15 protein-coding genes are annotated in these 18,154 nt (G+C 43.9%); 14 read left to right on the plus strand and 1 reads right to left on the minus strand.

Annotated elements, in window-relative coordinates; translation table 11 throughout:
• Positions 1-62 precede the first annotated feature (62 nt).
• The 6 genes from JO154_RS09735 to JO154_RS09760 all read left to right on the plus strand — a co-directional run bounded on the left by JO154_RS09735 (position 63) and on the right by JO154_RS09760 (position 7,183).
• A complete protein-coding gene (locus JO154_RS09735) occupies positions 63-1,061 on the plus strand; it encodes a kelch repeat-containing protein (protein WP_291944432.1) in 999 nt (332 codons plus the stop codon).
• Complete coding sequence (locus tag JO154_RS09740) at positions 1,054-1,389, plus strand: DUF4907 domain-containing protein (protein WP_291944435.1); 336 nt, start codon at positions 1,054-1,056, stop codon at positions 1,387-1,389. The genes JO154_RS09735 and JO154_RS09740 overlap by 8 nt, the downstream gene beginning before the upstream one ends.
• A gap of 376 nt (positions 1,390-1,765) precedes the next feature.
• A complete protein-coding gene (locus tag JO154_RS09745) occupies positions 1,766-2,932 on the plus strand; it encodes a histidine kinase (RefSeq protein ID WP_291944438.1) in 1,167 nt (388 codons plus the stop codon).
• A complete protein-coding gene (locus JO154_RS09750; RefSeq protein ID WP_291944441.1) occupies positions 2,929-3,642 on the plus strand; it encodes a LytTR family DNA-binding domain-containing protein in 714 nt (237 codons plus the stop codon). Before JO154_RS09745 ends, JO154_RS09750 begins: the two co-directional genes overlap by 4 nt.
• Before the next feature lie 75 nt (positions 3,643-3,717).
• Positions 3,718-4,842: a cysteine desulfurase family protein gene (locus tag JO154_RS09755; RefSeq protein WP_291944444.1), complete on the plus strand. Its 1,125-nt coding sequence runs from the start codon at positions 3,718-3,720 to the stop codon at positions 4,840-4,842.
• 280 nt (positions 4,843-5,122) lie between these two features.
• On the plus strand, positions 5,123-7,183 hold the full coding sequence (locus JO154_RS09760; protein ID WP_291944447.1) for a TonB-dependent receptor: 2,061 nt from the start codon (positions 5,123-5,125) through the stop codon (positions 7,181-7,183).
• A gap of 198 nt (positions 7,184-7,381) precedes the next feature.
• On the opposite strand, the gene glmM is transcribed toward JO154_RS09760, so the two are convergent.
• Positions 7,382-8,764: a phosphoglucosamine mutase gene (glmM, locus tag JO154_RS09765; protein ID WP_291944450.1), complete on the minus strand. Its 1,383-nt coding sequence runs from the start codon at positions 8,762-8,764 to the stop codon at positions 7,382-7,384.
• 164 nt (positions 8,765-8,928) lie between these two features.
• Between glmM and JO154_RS09770 the strand changes: the two genes are divergently transcribed.
• From JO154_RS09770 to JO154_RS09805, 8 genes are all read left to right on the plus strand, one after another.
• Entirely contained in the window at positions 8,929-10,950 is a 2,022-nt protein-coding gene (locus JO154_RS09770) for an LTA synthase family protein (protein ID WP_291944452.1), read from the plus strand.
• A gap of 9 nt (positions 10,951-10,959) precedes the next feature.
• The gene (locus tag JO154_RS09775; protein WP_291944455.1) at positions 10,960-11,712 is read left to right on the plus strand and encodes a class I SAM-dependent methyltransferase; all 753 of its coding nucleotides are present in this window, start codon (positions 10,960-10,962) and stop codon (positions 11,710-11,712) included.
• Complete coding sequence (locus JO154_RS09780) at positions 11,706-12,284, plus strand: phosphatase PAP2 family protein (RefSeq protein ID WP_291944457.1); 579 nt, start codon at positions 11,706-11,708, stop codon at positions 12,282-12,284. The genes JO154_RS09775 and JO154_RS09780 overlap by 7 nt, the downstream gene beginning before the upstream one ends.
• Entirely contained in the window at positions 12,281-13,015 is a 735-nt protein-coding gene (locus JO154_RS09785; RefSeq protein WP_291944459.1) for a ZIP family metal transporter, read from the plus strand. The genes JO154_RS09780 and JO154_RS09785 overlap by 4 nt, the downstream gene beginning before the upstream one ends.
• Before the next feature lie 24 nt (positions 13,016-13,039).
• Positions 13,040-14,332, plus strand: a complete 1,293-nt coding sequence (locus JO154_RS09790; protein ID WP_291944462.1) for a hemolysin family protein — start codon at positions 13,040-13,042, stop codon at positions 14,330-14,332.
• 142 nt (positions 14,333-14,474) lie between these two features.
• Entirely contained in the window at positions 14,475-16,010 is a 1,536-nt protein-coding gene (locus tag JO154_RS09795; protein WP_291944465.1) for a histidine ammonia-lyase, read from the plus strand.
• A 20-nt stretch (positions 16,011-16,030) separates the two neighbouring features.
• Complete coding sequence (gene fabG / locus JO154_RS09800) at positions 16,031-16,759, plus strand: 3-oxoacyl-ACP reductase FabG (protein WP_291944469.1); 729 nt, start codon at positions 16,031-16,033, stop codon at positions 16,757-16,759.
• A gap of 34 nt (positions 16,760-16,793) precedes the next feature.
• The gene (locus JO154_RS09805) at positions 16,794-18,017 is read left to right on the plus strand and encodes a beta-ketoacyl synthase (RefSeq protein WP_291944472.1); all 1,224 of its coding nucleotides are present in this window, start codon (positions 16,794-16,796) and stop codon (positions 18,015-18,017) included.
• Positions 18,018-18,154 lie beyond the last annotated feature (137 nt).

The following is an 18,154-nucleotide window of genomic DNA, read 5'->3' on the forward strand; positions in this document are numbered from 1 at the left end:
TATTTCCTGTTTGACGGAATGTTACTGCGGATAATTTTGGCGCTGTTAAAAAGGATATGCAAATGCGTAATTTCAAAAGTTATAGTTTATTATTGATCGCCTCGGTGTTGGCTTCTTGTTCCAAGGACAGTACATCTACCTCCAAACTGGGTAACTGGATCAAGCGTTCTGAATTTGAAGGGGTGGCCAGAAGCGCTGCCGCATCATTTGTGATTAATAATTTAGCCTACGTGGGTACCGGTTACGATGGTACGAACAGGCTGCAGGACTTTTGGGTATATGATGTTAACCTGAATCAATGGACGCAGAAAGCCATGTTCCCTGGTGTGGGTCGTAATAACGCCACTGGCTTCGCTGCACTCGGTAAAGGATATATTGGTACCGGTTATGATGGCCTGAATAAATTGAGCGATTTCTATCAATACGATCCAACTGCTAATGCCTGGACCCGTAAGGCCGATTTCGCCGGAACTGCACGTTATGGCGCTGTTGGATTCGCATTAAAAGACCAAGGATACATTGCTACTGGTTATGATGGTAACTGGCTGAAAGATAACTGGAAATATGACCCAACCAGCAATACTTGGACACAAGCACTGAGTATCAATACCGGAAAGAGAACAGATGCTTCTGTTTTTGTGATCGGTAACAGAGCCTATGTGTGCATGGGTACTGCTAATGGTACGAATGTAACTGACTTCTATGCTTATGATGCAGATTCGTCCGCGTGGATACAATTACGTCCTATTGCCAATGTATCTGATCAAAGCTATGATGATGCTTACAACTTCGCTGGTTATGCCGCTGCATCATTTGCTATGAAAGGAAAAGGTTACATCGCTACCGGTATAAAAAGCGGATTGTCTACCGCTGTATGGGAATACGATCCTACCACTGATCTGTGGGTACAGAAAACAGATTTTGAAGGTGCGGCACGCAGCTATGCTACCGGCTTTACGGTGAATGATCGTGGATTCTTAGTACTGGGAACCAGCTCCAGCCAACCATTTGATGATATGCGGGAATTTGATCCAACTGCACAATACAATCCCAATGACTAAGCGTAATTATCTACTATTTGCCAGCTTCATGGTATTGCTGGCAGTAGTTGCCTGGCGTTTCGCAAAACATACGGAATCCAAACAGGATGATATGTTGTCTGTCGTGGCAGAGCCTTTCCAGGTGCAAGATGGCTGGGGATACAAGGTAGTCGTAGAGGGGAAAACCTACATTTACCAGGATGCTATTCCCGGACTTCCAGGCAACAGACCTTTTACATCAAAAGATGATGCGCTGCGTGTAGGAAATATGGTGGTGACAAAACTCACCCATCATAAAATTCCTTCCATCAGTGAAGCAGATTTAAAATCGTTACAGATTAATTACTGATAAACAGAAATCTATTGTCTGTTGTTCCTGCCCATCGGGCAGGAACAACGAAAAAAATGAAAAAAACTGAACTTGACGTCGCAGACGTCAAGTTCAGTTTTTTATTTTGAGCATAGGCGGAGAACGCCATGTTTAATAGATTTTAAGGAATCTTTAAGAGTATTTTAATTGGATATTTTATTTTAACATATTGTATGTACTCGATTAACACATTTTAACACTAGTATATCCAGATCCTTACTAAGTTTATCGCATCGTTTAGAAGATGCTTAACTTAAAACAGCTAACGAGGTATCGTCCGTTCATTATCAGCCTGCACGTATTAGCGTGGACATGCTTTCTGTTCATGCCTTTTTTTATATATCGGATAAAGATCTTGCATCCTGGTTTTTTCGTGAAAGAGCTAGTGGATAACCTTATATTGATCGGGTTATTTTATCTGAATATTTACGTACTGATACCGAAGTTTTTCAACCAGAAGAAAATCGCCGTTTATCTCAGCAGTATTATATTGTTGATTGTATTTATCACCTTGCAGCAAGTATCGTTGGATTATTACGTATTTGGTCCGCGTATGCATGCCGCGTCAGCAGTGGCTTTTCGAGCAGATAAAAAATTGAATGAGCAGGTAGTAACTTCTGGTGCTAGCCCTTCGTTTAAAATACAAGTGGGAACACCGCCGCCATTTCATCAAGTGGTAGAAGAAGTGATTCCGGCATTGCATCCAGGGCCTCCTGTTATTCATCAAATGATTTCGGATCCTGACAGTTTAATACCCATTCCCAGAAGAATGAGAATGTTGGGTATGGGGGGTGTTAGGCCAAGTTTCTGGGAATATCTATTGTTTCCCGAGGTATTAAGACGATCGGGATTTTTTGCTTTGCTCATGTTATTTATGAGCGGTTTTATAAAGATTGCGCAGGAATGGTTTAAGAGTGAGAAACAACGAGAAGAGCTGAAAGTAGAGAAATTAAATGCCGAGTTAAAATTTTTAAAGTCACAGATTAATCCTCACTTCCTTTTTAACTGTCTAAACACTATCTATTCCCTGGCGCATAAACATTCGGAACAGACGGAACATGCTATCCTGAAGCTATCGACCATCATGCGTTATATGATCTATGAGTCCAATGAAGCCAAAGTGATGCTAGAACACGAATTACGGTACCTACAAGATTATATAGACATTCAAAAATTACGTCTTCCCAAGGATATAGATATAGTTTATAATGTAAGCGGGGCCCCCGGCACCTTATTAATAGAGCCGATGTTGCTAGTGCCGTTTGTAGAGAATGCCTTCAAGCATGGGATTAGCTATGCAGAAGAGTCATTCATTCACATTGATATTTCGATTGATGAAAATATGATCCGACTAATTGTTAAAAACAGCCACTTTAAAGAGCGAGTGGCGGAGAGAGGCGGTATAGGATTGCAGAACGTAACCAAAAGACTGGAATTGCTTTATCCCGAAGACTATGCCCTGGATATCCAGGATGCCGGTAGTGAATTTATTGTTGATCTTAAACTGTTCTTGAAAAAATGATCAAGTGTATTGCGGTAGACGATGAGCCTCTGGCCCTGGAAATCATCGAGGATTATATCCGGAAAGTCCCTTTCCTGTCGCTGGAAGGTAAATTCGAAAATGCAGCTACTGCGCTGCGATACCTGCAAGATGAACCAGTAGACCTGGTATTCTTGGATATCAAAATGCCTGATATTACCGGTATACAGTTCTTGAAATCCCTCAAACATCCGCCTATGGTAGTTTTTACCACTGCTTATGGAGAATATGCCCTGGATGGGTTTAACTTGGATGTGGTAGATTATCTCCTGAAACCCGTTCCCTTCGAACGTTTTCTGAAAGCAGCCGGGAAGGCCAGGGAGCTAATGTCTGCCAACCAACAAAAATCTAGCCCTGTAGTGGAAGCTGCTTGGTTAAATGATTACATATTTATCAAAACAGAATATAAAATAATTAAGATAAATCTGGAAGACATCCTTTTCATCGAAGCCTTAAAGGATTACACCAAGATTTATACGCAGGTCCAGCCCGTATTGACGCTCCGCAGCCTCAAATCTTTCGAGACCAGGTTGCCAGCAGATAAATTTATTCGGGTACACCGTTCGTACCTGGTGAGCCTGAATAAAATCAACTCGGTGGAAAAGAATACCGTGATGATTGCCAATCAGTCCATTCCCATTAGTGACGGGTACCGCGACCGGTTCTATGACGTCATCAACAAAAATTCGTAATTCGTATTTTTTTCGGACCTTTGCCCTGTTTTTTTGAAACCACCATTATTATTCTTTTTTTCAAAAACCATCGCATTGGAAAGAATATATTTTGACAACGCAGCCACCACGTCGCTGGACCCAGCAGTTTTGGAAGCTATGCTGCCCTACATGACGGAGAAGTTCGGAAACCCTTCTTCTATTTACTCTTATGGTAGGGAGTCCCGGCTGGGAATCGAAAACGCACGCAAGTCAGTAGCTAAAATCCTGAATGCCCACCCAGGTGAGATTTTCTTTACCTCTGGTGGTACTGAAGCCAGCAACACTGCTATCAATGCAGCTATTAGAGATCTGGGATGTAAACACATCATCTCTTCTCCTATTGAGCACCATGCTACCCTGCATACCGTAGAACATCTGCACCATGAAGGGGTGAAGCTGTCTTACGTAAAGCTGTTGCCTAACGGACATGTGGATCTGGAAAGCCTCCGCGAATTACTCGCCGGTTCTAAAGAAAGATCCCTGGTGACTTTAATGCACGCCAACAACGAAATTGGCAACCTGCTGGATATCCACGCAGTAGGCGCCCTCTGCAAAGAGTTTGACGCTATTTTCCATTCGGACACTGTACAGACAGTAGGTCACTATCCATTTGACCTGCGCAATACGCCTGTACATTTCATTACCGGCGCCGGTCATAAATTCCATGGCCCTAAAGGTGTTGGTATTTTGTACATCAACGAAAACGTGAAAATCACGCCATTTCTCCAAGGTGGTAGCCAAGAACGTAACATGCGTGCCGGTACCGAGAACCTGTATGGTATCATCGGTTTTGCCAAAGCGCTGGAACTGGCCACTGCTCAACAAGAAGAACATAGCAAACATATCAATGATGTACGTATGTACATGGTTGAACAGTTGCTACAGCATATCCCTGGAGTAGGATTCAACGGTGATCTGAAAGGCCGCAGCCTTTACACCGTATTAAATGTTTCATTCCCTAAAACGGAGAAAACTGAAATGATCCTCTTCAACTTGGATATCAACGGTATCTGTGCTTCCGGCGGTAGTGCTTGCACTTCCGGCGCCAACGCAGGATCTCACGTGATCCAGGCTATCAACAACAATCCTAATCAGATTGCTGTACGCTTCTCCTTCTCTAAATACAATACCAAAGCAGAAGTAGATAAAGTGATTGCCAAACTGAAAGAGATTATCTAAAACGACATCAACGTTTCAATAAAACATCAAAGGTCCCGGGATTCCCGGGACCTTTGATGTTTATAACTATACTTATTCTGTAAGCAGAACAGAGTCGGTAGGCTTTGATGATAAATTAGTTTTTCCCGATTTGATAGATTGTATTATAGATAAAATCTTGATTTAAAGAAAGTAATATATATTTTAAATAATACTTTTAAAATCTGGTTTTTCCGCATTCGAGTAAATAATCTTTTCTGCTCCTTCTAATTTTGTGCGCTGTTAAAGCGCCTATTTGATTATGAAAGCATGGATTTATGTTTGCTTGATTTCCCTGATGACCTTCGGTTCTTATATCAGTGGAAATGCACAACAACCCGGATCAGCCAAAGAGAAAAAACCTTCCGAAGATAGCCTTTGGAACATCTCCTTACAGAATGTGACCGTTACTTCCAACGGTATCCATAATAAGATTAAAAATATTGCCAGCACGGTCAATATTATTAACCATCAACAAATCCAGGAATTGGGTATTCAGTCGGTGGGAGACGCGATCCGCTTGATCCCTGGAGCCAACTATCAGGATGAGGATGGACGTGGACTCAAACCAGGTATCGGTCTTCGCGGACTCGATCCGGGAAGGAATGGGTACGTGGTGGTGTTGGTAGATGGTAAAATCCCGCTGGGCCAGAGTTATGGCCAATTGGGTGCTTATTACATGTTGCCCATTGCTTCCCTGGAAAGGATTGAAGTGATTAAAGGCGCCTCTCCAGTGCTGTATGGTGCAGGTTCCATTGGTGGTGTTATCAACCTGATTACGAAGAAAGGACAAGGACAACCTAATGCGGAAGCCAGCATAGAAGCTGGTAGTTATCGTTACCTGAATGCAAACGTTTCTGCTTACGGGGATAATGGTAAATTCAACTATTATGTGAATTACAACTGCCGCCAGGGTGATGGGTTCCGTACTAGCAGGTCCGCTTTTAATACCAATGATGTTACTTTCCGAGTGGGTACAAAAATTGATTCGACCAATGAATTGTCTGTTTCAGGAAATGTATATACGGAAGACGCGGAAACTCCAGGCGGACTGTCTGAACAACAATACAAAGAGAATTACAGGCAGAGTGTGAATCCTTTTGACATCTTTTTTGCACAACGATATTCCACTGCTATCACCTATAAAAAGACCATTGACGCGAATAATAACCTTTCCCTGTCTGTGTTTGCGAACTATTACAAACGTAACTGGTGGTATGATACCCAAAGAAAACAAAGCTCCATCCTTGGCGATCTGAGAGATATATTTACCGGCGGCGCCGTATTGGAATATAATCGTACTAATAAACTGCTGGGATTTGACAACGCGTTAATTGTAGGTTTGAAATACCTGGGGGATCAGACGAACAGCATAAAGGTACTCGGCGATGATCCGCTGCAACATGTGGGGAAAACTACTTTCAATACCACCATTCCTACCAATGTAATGGAAGGTTATATCCAGAATGAAATCCACTTCTCGGATAAATTCAGTTTTACACCAGGCTTAAGGTACACCGCCATTAATTATGGACAGCATGATTATATGTCCGGGCAGCAGTTGTCTACCGAAACCAACGTTCTCGTATATTCATTCGGGTTATTATATAAACCAATGGACAGATTCCGGGTGTATGCCAATGCATCTAAAGGTTATAACCCGCCAGTACTTTATGCGGCACTGGACCCTGGAACAGTTAAAAACGGGAATAGTCTGGGTGCCGAAACTTCCAACAACTATGAAATTGGTATCCGAACCAATCCGTTCAACTGGCTGGATCTGAGTTTAAGCGGCTATATCCTGGATTTTAATCACAAACTCACAGAAGAAGGTGGCGTTTACTCCAATGCTGGCAAGGCTTTGCACAGAGGTGTTGAATTTGAGCTGAACATAATTCCATTCAAGGGAATGCGTTTATATACCATTGGCGCTATTCAGCGTGCTACTTTTGAAGAAGGTGCTTTTAAAGGTAATTTATTGCCTTACGCTCCTCAACAAATGTTGACAGTAGGCGCCCGTTATCAAACGCCAATTGGAGCAGGTGTACTAATGGCGAATCTCTGGAATACCTTTACAGGTAAGCAATACAATGACGGCGCTAATACAGAAGCACCTTCCGCAGATGGCAGCAATGGCGCCATCCCGTCTTATAATTTGTTAAATCTCTCCCTGAATTACAATTGGAAAAACTGGGGTGTTAGCGTGACTGCCAACAATCTATTGAATGAGCGTTACTTTACGCATCGATATGATTTCTGGGGAGGTATCTTCCCTGGTTCGCCAACTACCGTAAATGTTGGGCTGTCTTACCGGGTACATTAAGCACATCTCCTGCCTGGGGCTGACTAAAAAGGGTAGGTGATGGAGACAAAACCGTGTTGGTCAGTCCCTGCCTGTTGTCCCTGCCCGCAGGGCAGGGACAATAAAAAAGATCAAGAGCCGAAATTAACGTCGCAGACGTCAATTTCGGCTCTTGATACGTTAGAAAATACATAGCAGGAAGTAAACCTTCCAGCGGAATTAATGCATGAATTCTTTGATATCCTGCATAATTCTCTTAGCGATATTATCGGCTGTCGTCTCGTTCTGAGATTCAGCGTAAATGCGAATAATAGGTTCGGTATTGGAAGTACGAAGATGTACCCAATCTGTTTCGAACTCGATTTTCAGACCGTCTTCGGTGTTAACCGGTTGATTTTTGTATTTATCCTTGATTTTACCGAAGATCGTTTGCACATCTACTCCTTTATCCAGCTCAATTTTATTTTTGGAGATAAAATAGTCAGGATAGCTATTGCGGAGCGCTTTGATGCTTTTCTTACTGTGGGCCAGATGGCTGAGGAAGAGACCAATGCCGATGAGGGCATCGCGGCCGTAATGCAGATCTGGAACGATGATACCACCATTTCCTTCACCACCGATTACCGCTTGTACTTCTTTCATTTTCTTCACCACGTTTACTTCACCCACTGCAGAAGGGGCGTAAGTACCGCCATGTTTCAAGGTAACATCCTTCAGGGCACGGGTGGAAGAAAGGTTGGAAACAGTATTGCCCTTGCGCTTAGACAGCACATAGTCGGACACTGCTACGAGGGTATATTCTTCGCCAAACATGCTGCCATCTTCGCATACGAAGCACAGACGGTCTACGTCTGGATCTACAGCGATTCCCAGGTCAGCCTTGGTTTTATTTACTTCATTAGAAAGTGCAGTCAGGTTTTCCGGTAATGGTTCCGGATTATGGCTGAATTTACCGTTTACTTCACCGAACAGTACATCTACTTGTTCTACGCCCAGGGCTTTAAGCAGGGCAGGAACGAAGATAGCCCCAGTAGAGTTAACGGCATCTACTACTACTTTGAAATTACGTTCTCTGATAGCTGGAACATCTACCAATGGATAGTTTACAATCAGGTCGATGTGTTTTTGCAGATAGGAATCATCCTGGGTATAAGTACCCAGTTTGGTTACGTCGGCAAAGTTAAAATCTTCGCTGGCAGCAATTTCCAGGAGAGTGGCTCCGTCTTCACCAGAAATGAATTCCCCTTCGCTGTTCAGCAATTTCAGGGCATTCCATTCTTTTGGATTGTGACTGGCGGTAAGGATAATCCCGCCCGCAGCATTTTCCATTTTTACAGCGATTTCTACCGTAGGGGTAGTGGATAAACCAAGGTCTACCACGTCAATTCCCAGACCTGTTAAGGTGGAAACAACGAGATTTTTTACCATTTCGCCGGAGATACGGCCATCACGGCCAATTACCACCTTCCGGTTTTCTGTATTCCTGCACAGCCAGGTGCCGTACGCTGCCGTAAATTTTACTACGTCTAGTGGAGAAAGTCCCTCACCGGGCCTGCCGCCTATGGTTCCGCGTATTCCGGATATCGATTTGATCAGTGCCACAAGTATCTGTTTTTTAAGGAAGGCAAATATAAAAAAAACCGTTCCAGATTTCCTAATTAGTAAATTATGATGCCCAATCCTTTATAAGGTTTTGTTAAACCCGCTTATCTGCCAACTTATATTATATTTGCAGCTACGCTTTTAAAAAAACGGCTATACGTTACATGCAAAACTTATGGAAGGGTATACCCCGGTATATTCGTTATGTGTTTGTTCAGACACTGTGCCTTTTCCTGCTGACGGTCCTCTTCAGAGTGATCTTTTACCTGTTCTTTTTCAAGACCACCATCACAGACAGCGTCATCATCCGAAAAGCGTGGTACCTGGGCGTTAAATTTGATCTGCGTCTTACATTAATACTTATAGCCCCAGTGCTGATTGTCACATTAATCTGGCGCAATGGCTTCTTCACGTCAAAGGCTATACGCCGGGCTAATTTTATCTATTTCTTTATTTTGTACCTGGGTCTCACCTTATTATATATCCTCGATCTCGGACATTATGACTACCTGGGCATCCGCCTAGATCCCTCTGTACTCCGCTTCCTCGCTAAAGGAGAACGCGCAGACAATGCCCGGATGGTATGGCAAAGCTACCCTGTAGTACGCGGCATCCTCGCTATTGCGGTATTCATGTTCCTGGCTGTACGCCTCCAAAAGGCTATCTGGAAACACTTTGCTGCAGAACCAGTGAAGTTATTAACTAAAGGAACTTTTATCGGTTGGACTTCCGCCCTGATCCTCCTGACAGCAGCCGGTATCTATGGTAATTTCGCCTATTTCCCGCTGCGCTGGAGCCAGGCTATGTTCACCCGCGACAATGGCGTGACTAGTTTGGGATTGAGCCCTGTGCTGTATTTCATGTCTAATTTAAGCGTGAACGAAGACACCTTCGACCTACCCGAAACTAAAAAATATTACGAGGCTACCGCCGCCTATCTCGGTGTAAACCATCCGGACGTAAATACACTGGACTATAAACGTAGCCACGCCGGCGATAGCACCAAACCTAAGCTGAATATAGTTCTGGTAATGCTGGAATCTACCGGAGCGGCCCCTACCAGCATGTATGGCAACCCGATGAAGGCTACGCCAAACATGCAACGTTTAGCCGATAGCGGTATACTCTTCAAGAACTTCTATGTTCCGGCGATAAGTACCGCCAGAACAGTATTTGGCGTTACCACAGGTCTGCCAGATGTAACCCTCGTGCGTACTGCGAGTCGCCATCCGAAAATGCTGGATCAGCGTATCGTCATGGATCAGTTCAAAGGCTATAAGAAATATTATCTCCTCGGCGGTAATACCAATTGGGCTAATATCCGCGCGGTATTTACTAACAATGTGGAAGGTATCAAGATTTATGAAGAAGGGGATTACGATGCGCCGAAAGCAGATGTATGGGGGATTTCAGATTATGACCTGGTGAATGCCGCTAGTGCCGTTTTCAAAGAAAATAATGATAAGAAACAGCCGTTCGTAGCCTTCCTGCAACTAGCAGATAACCACCCGCCTTATACTACCACCCAAGGTGCGGGCGACTTCAAAAAGTTGGAGAAGAAAGATATTGATCAGGCAAAATTCGATAAATCTGGATTTGTATCTATAGATCAGTTTAATGCCCTTCGTTATGAAGACTATAACGTAGGTCATTTGATCGATATGGCGCGGAAAGACGGCTATCTCGATAATACGATCTTCGTATTCTTCGGAGATCATAACTGTATTCTGAATCCATACACCTTTATGCCACTGCCAGAGTATGAAATGACTACCGGAGGCGTACATGTGACGGCTTTCATGTATAGTCCGAAACATATTACTGGCGGTCAGGTCAACACCACTCCGGCCAATCTCGTGGATGTATATCCAACAGTAGCTGGTATGGTGGGTATGCCTTATAATAACTATACCATGGGGCAAGACCTGTTTGATAGTACCGTTGTGAAAGGAAAATATACCTTCATGACCTATATGCGTAATCAGCAGAACTATTACGCCTTGATGGGAGATCAGTATCTGTACGAGGTGAACAGGGTCACCAATGCGACCGCGCTGTATGATCTGAAAGTAGATCCACAGCGGAACATCATCTCCCAACAGCCTGATACCGCAAAATATTTAGATAATTTAACACGTGGCTATTATCAAAGCACACGATATTTACTGTTTAACAATAAAAAATAATAGAGATCAGTGGAAGCAGAAAAATCATGGTTTAAAGATTGGTTCAATTCTCCTTATTATCACCTGCTGTATAGCAATCGTGATGAAAAGGAAGCAGCTGCTTTTATTGATAAACTGCTGGCATACCTGCACCCCGCAAGCGATGCAGAGATGCTGGATGTGGCCTGTGGGAAAGGCCGTCATGCCAAATATTTGGCAGACAAAGGGTATTATGTAACCGGCATTGACCTCTCTACAGAGAGTATCAATGCAGCAAAAAAACTGGAAAACGCACATCTGAGTTTTTTCCAGCATGATATGCGTTTACCCTTCCGCGTTAATTTTTTTGATGTCGTATTTAACTTCTTCACCAGCTTCGGTTATTTTGATACCCAACGGGATAACGATAATGCCCTGCGTACGTTGAAAAATGCCTTGAAGCCAGGAGGTAAGCTGGTGCTGGATTACTTGAATAGTAATTATGTAGCGGAACACCTGGTAAGTGCAGAAGTAAAAGATAAAGATTCAGTGGTATTTGATATTCGACGGGAACTGAAAGATAAAAAGTTCATCAAAGAAATCAATATCCTGGATCAGGAGAAGATGAGGAGACTACAGTACACCGAGAGTGTGAATGCATTCACCAAGGAAGATTTTGAGGAGATGTTTGCACATCAGGGGCTGGAGATCACAGATATATTCGGAGATTATCATTTTAACAGCTATGATGCCCAGCGCTCACCGCGACTGATCATTATCGCTACAAAATCAAAGCCATGCTAGAGCACCTACTTCGTGGCGATCTATGGTTATTTTTTCATATCAATGGCATGTGGCATAACTCCGTGCTGGATGTGATTATGCCCATGCTACGGGAACCGTTTATGTGGGCGCCCCTATACTTATTCCTGGCATTGTTCATTACGATTAACTATGGCTGGAGGGGATTTTTCTGGATCGTTTTTTTCCTGTTGACGTTTGCGCTATCCGATCAGGCGAGCCTTTTCTTGAAAGAATATTTTGGGAGGATAAGGCCTTGTCGAGATCCGATAGTATCTCATTATGCCAGGGTGCTGGTGGTGTATTGCCCAATGAGTGGCAGTTTCACCTCCAACCATGCTGCCAATCATTTTGCACTGGCTACATTTTGTTTCTTAACTTTAAAATCAGCTTTCGGCCGTTACACCTGGCTGTTTTACCTGTGGGCGGCATCCATTGCTTATGCGCAGGTATACGTGGGTGTACACTATCCTCTGGATGTATTCGGAGGGGCAGTGATGGGCGCACTTATCGGGTTGCTGAGCGGTAGCTTTTTCAAGCGTCGCATAAGACTGGAACCTGAAATAACATCATGAACTGGAACTATCTGATACTGGTATTGGCTGCAACAATTGCCGGGGGAGTGATCCCGATGACGGTAAGACGTATCAGCGCCAATTTCACTATTTATCTGCTGGCGTTTACCGGGGCTTTTCTCTTCGGTGTAACCATTATGCATTTGCTACCGGAAGTTTTCCACGATCTGGGGCATACTGCCGGTATTTATATCGTATTGGGATTCTTCCTGCAGGTTTTTCTGCAGCAATTGTCGCACGGTATGGAGCACGGGCATTCGCATATTCCTACGGAAATTCATCATCACCATATCGCCGTAGTGCCGTTATTGCTGGGATTGTCCATACACGCATTTATGGAGGGGATACCACTGGGCTTCAAGTATGAAGATCAGTCGGCCTTACCTTCCTTGATGTTGGGGGTGGCTGCCCACAAACTCCCCGAGGCACTCACATTGATGACCGTAATGATTCACGCGCACAAAACCCGGAGGCAACTTTGGGAAATCCTCATCATTTTTGCCCTGGTAACCCCATTGGCCGCAGTTTTGGCAGGATGGTTGGGAAATCGTTCTGAGGTCGTATCACATTATTTAATATATCTGGTAGCGCTGGTGATCGGAGCATTTTTACATATTTCTACGACCATTTTCTATGAAAGTGGCACCAAACACCACGAACTGAGCAAGAAGAAAGTGCTAGCCATAGCGTTAGGACTGGTCCTGGCTTTTATTACCCTGATATTTGAATAATTAATTATTTTTAGACTTTATATCATGGAAGTCGTCATAATCATCATCCTCATTATACTCAATGGCCTATTCTCGATGTCGGAGATAGCATTGGTATCCGCCCGTAAAATAAGGTTGGAGCACCTGGCCAATAAGGGGGATGAAAAAGCAAAGGCAGCTTTGAAGCTGGCCAACAATCCGGATAGGTTCTTGTCAACCATCCAAATCGGCATCACACTTATCGGTATCCTTACCGGTATTTACTCAGGCGAAAACATCAAAACAGATGTGGTGGCCTGGCTCAACAATATTTCTGTATTACAGCCTTACAGTGGCCCGTTGGCCACTATTCTGATCGTAGTGGTCATCACTTATTTCTCCCTGGTATTGGGGGAGTTGGTGCCCAAACGCATTGCCATGGCCAAACCGGAGGCCATCGCCAAGAGCGTGGCTAGCCCGATGACATTTCTGTCCTGGTTGACCTGGCCGTTCATTTGGTTGCTGAGCGCCTCCACCAATGTATTGGTTAAAATATTCAACCTGCGTTCTGCTGAAACACATGTAACGGAGGAAGAGATCAAAGCCATCATCAATGAGGGTACTACTTCCGGTGCTATTGAAGAGCAAGAGCAGGAAATTATAGAAAGGGTGTTTCATCTGGGCGATAGAAATATTACCTCCCTGATGACGCATCGTACAGATATTACCTGGCTGGATATCAATGAGCCGCCAGGCATTTATCAGCCTAAGATTCATGAGAGTATGCACTCTGTGTATCCGGTGTGTGATGGAGAAGTAGACGCGTTGAAAGGAGTGGTTTCCATTAAAGATTTGTATGCCGTGTCTGGAAAATCCTTTACCCTGGCACAGATTATGAAGAAGCCATTGTTCGTTCCGGAAAATAATACCGCCTACCAGGTACTTGAAAAGTTTAAGGAAACGCACATCCATGCTGCATTTATAGTGGATGAGTATGGTACATTCTTGGGTATGATTACCCTGAATGATATCCTTGAAGCCATAGTAGGGGATATGCCTGAAACAGAAGAATATGACGATTATGAAATGACGCTGAGAGATGATGGAAGTTATTTAGTGGATGCACAGATTCCTTTCTATGATTTTCTCGCGGAATTTGATAAAGAGGAATGGATGAACGAATTTGAGCAGGATTTTGATACCCTGGCCGGGTTCATTCTACATCATTTGGAGCATATTCCTAAAGTGGCGGAGAAGTTTACCTGGAGAGGGTTTACATTTGAAATAGTAGACATGGATGCCCATCGTATCGATAAAGTCATGGTAGTTCCGCCTATGCAATCAATAGAGGAAGGTTGATACCTTTCATGCACGTAGAAACCGCCAACCGTAGTTATCCGCATTTTAAGAACGGAGTCGTTTAAATATTTGGATAAATCCGGCTTTATGCTATTTTTGAGCACTTTTTTACATAAACAATAAATTTAATTTAATAGTAACCATGGTTGCAATAGGAAGTAAAGCACTGTCTCTGGAAGAAGTGTACAACGTTCTTTACAATGGTGAGGAGCTGGTACTGGAAGCAGCGGCTTTACAACAAGTGGAAGCCAGTTTCGAATTCCTGAAAAAGTTCTCCGCAAAAAAACTGATATATGGTATTAATACCGGATTTGGCCCTATGGCACAGTATCGCATCAGTGATGAGGATACCTTCCAGCTACAGTATAATCTGATTCGCAGCCATAGTTCCGGTTCTGGGAAATTGATGTCTCCAATACATACTAAAGGTTTGATGATTGCGCGTCTGAGCAGTTTTATGCAAGCGCATTCTGGTATTCATCCTGAGGTAGTGCATTTGCTGAGAGACCTGATTAATAAAAACGTTTACCCTTGCGTATTTGAGCATGGTGGCGTTGGCGCTAGTGGTGATCTCATACAGTTGGCACACCTAGCGTTAGTGTTGATTGGAGAAGGAGAAGTTTGGTATGAAGACAAATTACAATCCACCAGCGAGGTGTTTGCAAGACTTGGACTCAAACCAATCGGTATCCATGTGAGAGAAGGTTTGGCGATCATTAATGGAACATCTGCCATGACAGGCGTTGGTCTAGTAAACCTCATTGAGGCGAAAAGACTGCTCGCATGGTCTGTTACCATTTCCGCGATGATCAATGAGATTGTGGAAGCATTCGATGATCATTTGTCTGCCGAACTCAATGCTGTTAAAAAACATGAAGGTCAGAACAAAGTGGCTGCCATCATGCGCGAAGTGTTGGTAGGTAGTAAGATGGTACGTCATCGTCCTGATCATCTTTACAAAGAACTGGAAGAAGAAATCTTCAAGGATAAAGTACAAGAATATTATTCCCTCCGTTGCGTGCCACAGATCCTCGGACCAGTATATGATACGCTGAAACAGGCGGAGCAACTGGTAGTACAGGAGTTGAACTCTGTGAGCGATAACCCAGTGGTAGATCATAAATTGGAGAACGTATTTCATGGTGGTAACTTCCATGGAGATTATGTTTCCCTGGAAATGGACAAGATTAAAATTGCCATTACCAAATTATCCATGTTATCAGAGCGTCAGTTGAACTACCTGATGAATGAGAAGTTGAATCACAAATTCCCTCCATTCATGAATTTGGGCAAGCTGGGCTTTAACTTCGGTATGCAGGGTGTTCAGTTTACCGCTACCTCAACTGTTGCGGAAAACCAAACGTTGTCTTTCCCAATGTATGTACATTCTATTCCTAACAATAATGATAACCAGGATATTGTGAGCATGGGTTGCAATGCCGCGCTGATGGCTGGCAGGGTAATTGCCAATACCTACGAAGTGTTGGCCATTCATGTAATGACCATGTTACAAGCGGTGGATTATCTGAATTGTCATGAAAGACTGGCGGCGTTCTCACATAAAATATACACAGATGTGCGGGCGATTTTCCCTAAATTTATTGAGGACAGTCCGAAATACAAGGATCTACAGCATATTAAAGAATACCTGATGGCCAATCAGCCGGTTCAGATGTAGAAAATAAAATAGTTTAAGCAATGAAATGTGCGCTTATAACCGGTGGATCTAGAGGGATAGGAAGAGCAGTATGTATTAAAATGGCAGAACTGGGATACCATGTTCTGATCAATTATAAAGGCAATGAAGCGGCCGCCCAGGAAACCCTGGAGGCCGTGAAAACCGCCGGCAGTACGGGTGAGCTGCTACAATTTAATGTAGGAGACGCCGAAGACGTAAAACAGGTGCTGGGAACCTGGATAGAATCACATAAAGAAGATCAGATTGAAGTACTCGTGAACAATGCCGGTATCCGTGAGGATGGCCTGATGTTCATGATGAGCGAGGCACAGTGGAATAATGTACTGAACATCAGCTTGAATGGCTTCTATCACGTGACAAAGCAAGTGCTGAGTAGCATGCTGATGAAACGTTACGGACGTATTATAAATATGGTATCTTTGTCTGGTATCAAAGGCTTGGCCGGACAGACCAACTATTCAGCCGCGAAAGCAGGTGTAATTGGCGCCACCAAAGCCCTTGCACAAGAAATTGCCAAACGGGGAGTTACCGTAAACGCCGTTGCACCGGGATTCATCAAAACGGATATGACTGCCGAACTGAATGAAAAAGAACTGGCAGCCCAGGTTCCAATGAACCGCTTCGGCACTGCAGAAGAAGTAGCAGCCGCTGTGGCGTTCTTTGCGTCTAAGGATGCTGGTTATATCACCGGGGAAGTATTGAGTATCAACGGTGGTTTGTACACCTGATAAAAATCCCAAACAAAAGTTAACCGCTGGTATTATGAACAGAGTTGTGATCACTGGAATGGGAATCTACTCCTGCATTGGCAAAAACCTGGAGGAGGTGCGAGATTCATTATACAAAGGCAAATCCGGTATTATACTGGACCCTGAAAGGAAAGCATTTGGCTATCGTTCGGGGCTTACAGGATATGTGCAGCGTCCTGAATTGAAAGGATTGCTGGACAGACGTGCCAGGCTGATGATGCCTGAACAGGCTGAATTTGCCTATATGGCCACCCGCGAGGCGCTGGCCCAGGCGAATATGGACCCTGATTATATAGACAGGACTCCTGTAGGATTGTTATATGGTAATGATAGTTCCGCCAAACCTGTGGTTGAAGCGACTGATATCATGCGGGAGAAAAAAGATACCATGCTGGTAGGTTCTGGTTCCGTGTTTCAGACCATGAATTCTACGGTGACCATGAACTTGGCTACTATTTTCAAGCTGCGTGGCGTGAATTTCACTATCAGCGCAGCATGCGCCAGTGGTTCTCATGCGATAGGCTTAGGATATATGTTTATCCGTAGTGGTATGCAGGATGCAGTTATCTGCGGAGGGGCCCAAGAAGTGAATGTTTACTCTATGGGCAATTTCGATGCGATTGCTGCCTTCTCCACCCGCGAAAGCGACCCTACTAAAGCTTCTCGTCCGTTTGACCGCGATCGGGACGGACTAGTGCCCAGCGGCGGCGCTGCCACTGTTATCTTGGAAAGTTTGGAATCCGCACAAAGAAGAGGCGCCACTATCCTGGGCGAAGTACTAGGGTATGGATATTCCTCCAATGGCGCGCATATCTCCAATCCAACAGTAGACGGACCTGTAAGGAGCTTGCAGATTGCCCTGCAGGATGCAGGTATGCAGGCAAAAGATATTGAATATATCAATGCGCATGCTACAAGTACTCCAGCAGGCGATGCCAGCGAAGCCAAAGCTATTTATGAAGTTTTCGGAGGAAATATTCCTGTGAGCTCCACCAAATCCATGACAGGCCATGAGTGCTGGATGGCAGGAGCCAGTGAAATCGTGTATTCCATGCTGATGCACCAGAACGGATTCATTGCCCCAAATATCAACCTGGAGAATCCGGATGATGATGCCGCCAAACTGAACATTATCACTAATACGATTAATAAAAAATTTAATATATTTTTGTCAAATTCCTTTGGATTTGGGGGAACAAATTCCTCTTTAATCGTGAAGGGATGGGACGGAAAGTAATTGATACTAGCCGATTTAGAGTATAATTTCGTTGCCCGCAATGACAGGGAGCCTGTTCATATGTACCCCTTTGTGTGTAACTTCCAATATATTCTTAACTTTGGCGTCGGACGATTAATTGAAGATTTTACAGGCTT

It is taken from the genome of Chitinophaga sp. (genome assembly GCF_019236475.1).
GTDB lineage: Bacteria > Bacteroidota > Bacteroidia > Chitinophagales > Chitinophagaceae > Chitinophaga.

What these genes read in the sequence shown, in the direction of transcription:
- JO154_RS09735 (WP_291944432.1), top strand. Translation starts at nt 63, where the DNA reads ATGCGTAATTTCAAAAGTTATAGTTTATTATTGATCGCCTCGGTGTTG.
- JO154_RS09740 (WP_291944435.1), top strand. Translation starts at nt 1,054, where the DNA reads ATGACTAAGCGTAATTATCTACTATTTGCCAGCTTCATGGTATTGCTG.
- JO154_RS09750 (WP_291944441.1), top strand. Translation starts at nt 2,929, where the DNA reads ATGATCAAGTGTATTGCGGTAGACGATGAGCCTCTGGCCCTGGAAATC.
- JO154_RS09760 (WP_291944447.1), top strand. Translation starts at nt 5,123, where the DNA reads ATGAAAGCATGGATTTATGTTTGCTTGATTTCCCTGATGACCTTCGGT.
- JO154_RS09770 (WP_291944452.1), top strand. Translation starts at nt 8,929, where the DNA reads ATGCAAAACTTATGGAAGGGTATACCCCGGTATATTCGTTATGTGTTT.
- JO154_RS09780 (WP_291944457.1), top strand. Translation starts at nt 11,706, where the DNA reads ATGCTAGAGCACCTACTTCGTGGCGATCTATGGTTATTTTTTCATATC.
- JO154_RS09785 (WP_291944459.1), top strand. Translation starts at nt 12,281, where the DNA reads ATGAACTGGAACTATCTGATACTGGTATTGGCTGCAACAATTGCCGGG.
- JO154_RS09790 (WP_291944462.1), top strand. Translation starts at nt 13,040, where the DNA reads ATGGAAGTCGTCATAATCATCATCCTCATTATACTCAATGGCCTATTC.
- JO154_RS09795 (WP_291944465.1), top strand. Translation starts at nt 14,475, where the DNA reads ATGGTTGCAATAGGAAGTAAAGCACTGTCTCTGGAAGAAGTGTACAAC.
- fabG (WP_291944469.1), top strand. Translation starts at nt 16,031, where the DNA reads ATGAAATGTGCGCTTATAACCGGTGGATCTAGAGGGATAGGAAGAGCA.
- JO154_RS09805 (WP_291944472.1), top strand. Translation starts at nt 16,794, where the DNA reads ATGAACAGAGTTGTGATCACTGGAATGGGAATCTACTCCTGCATTGGC.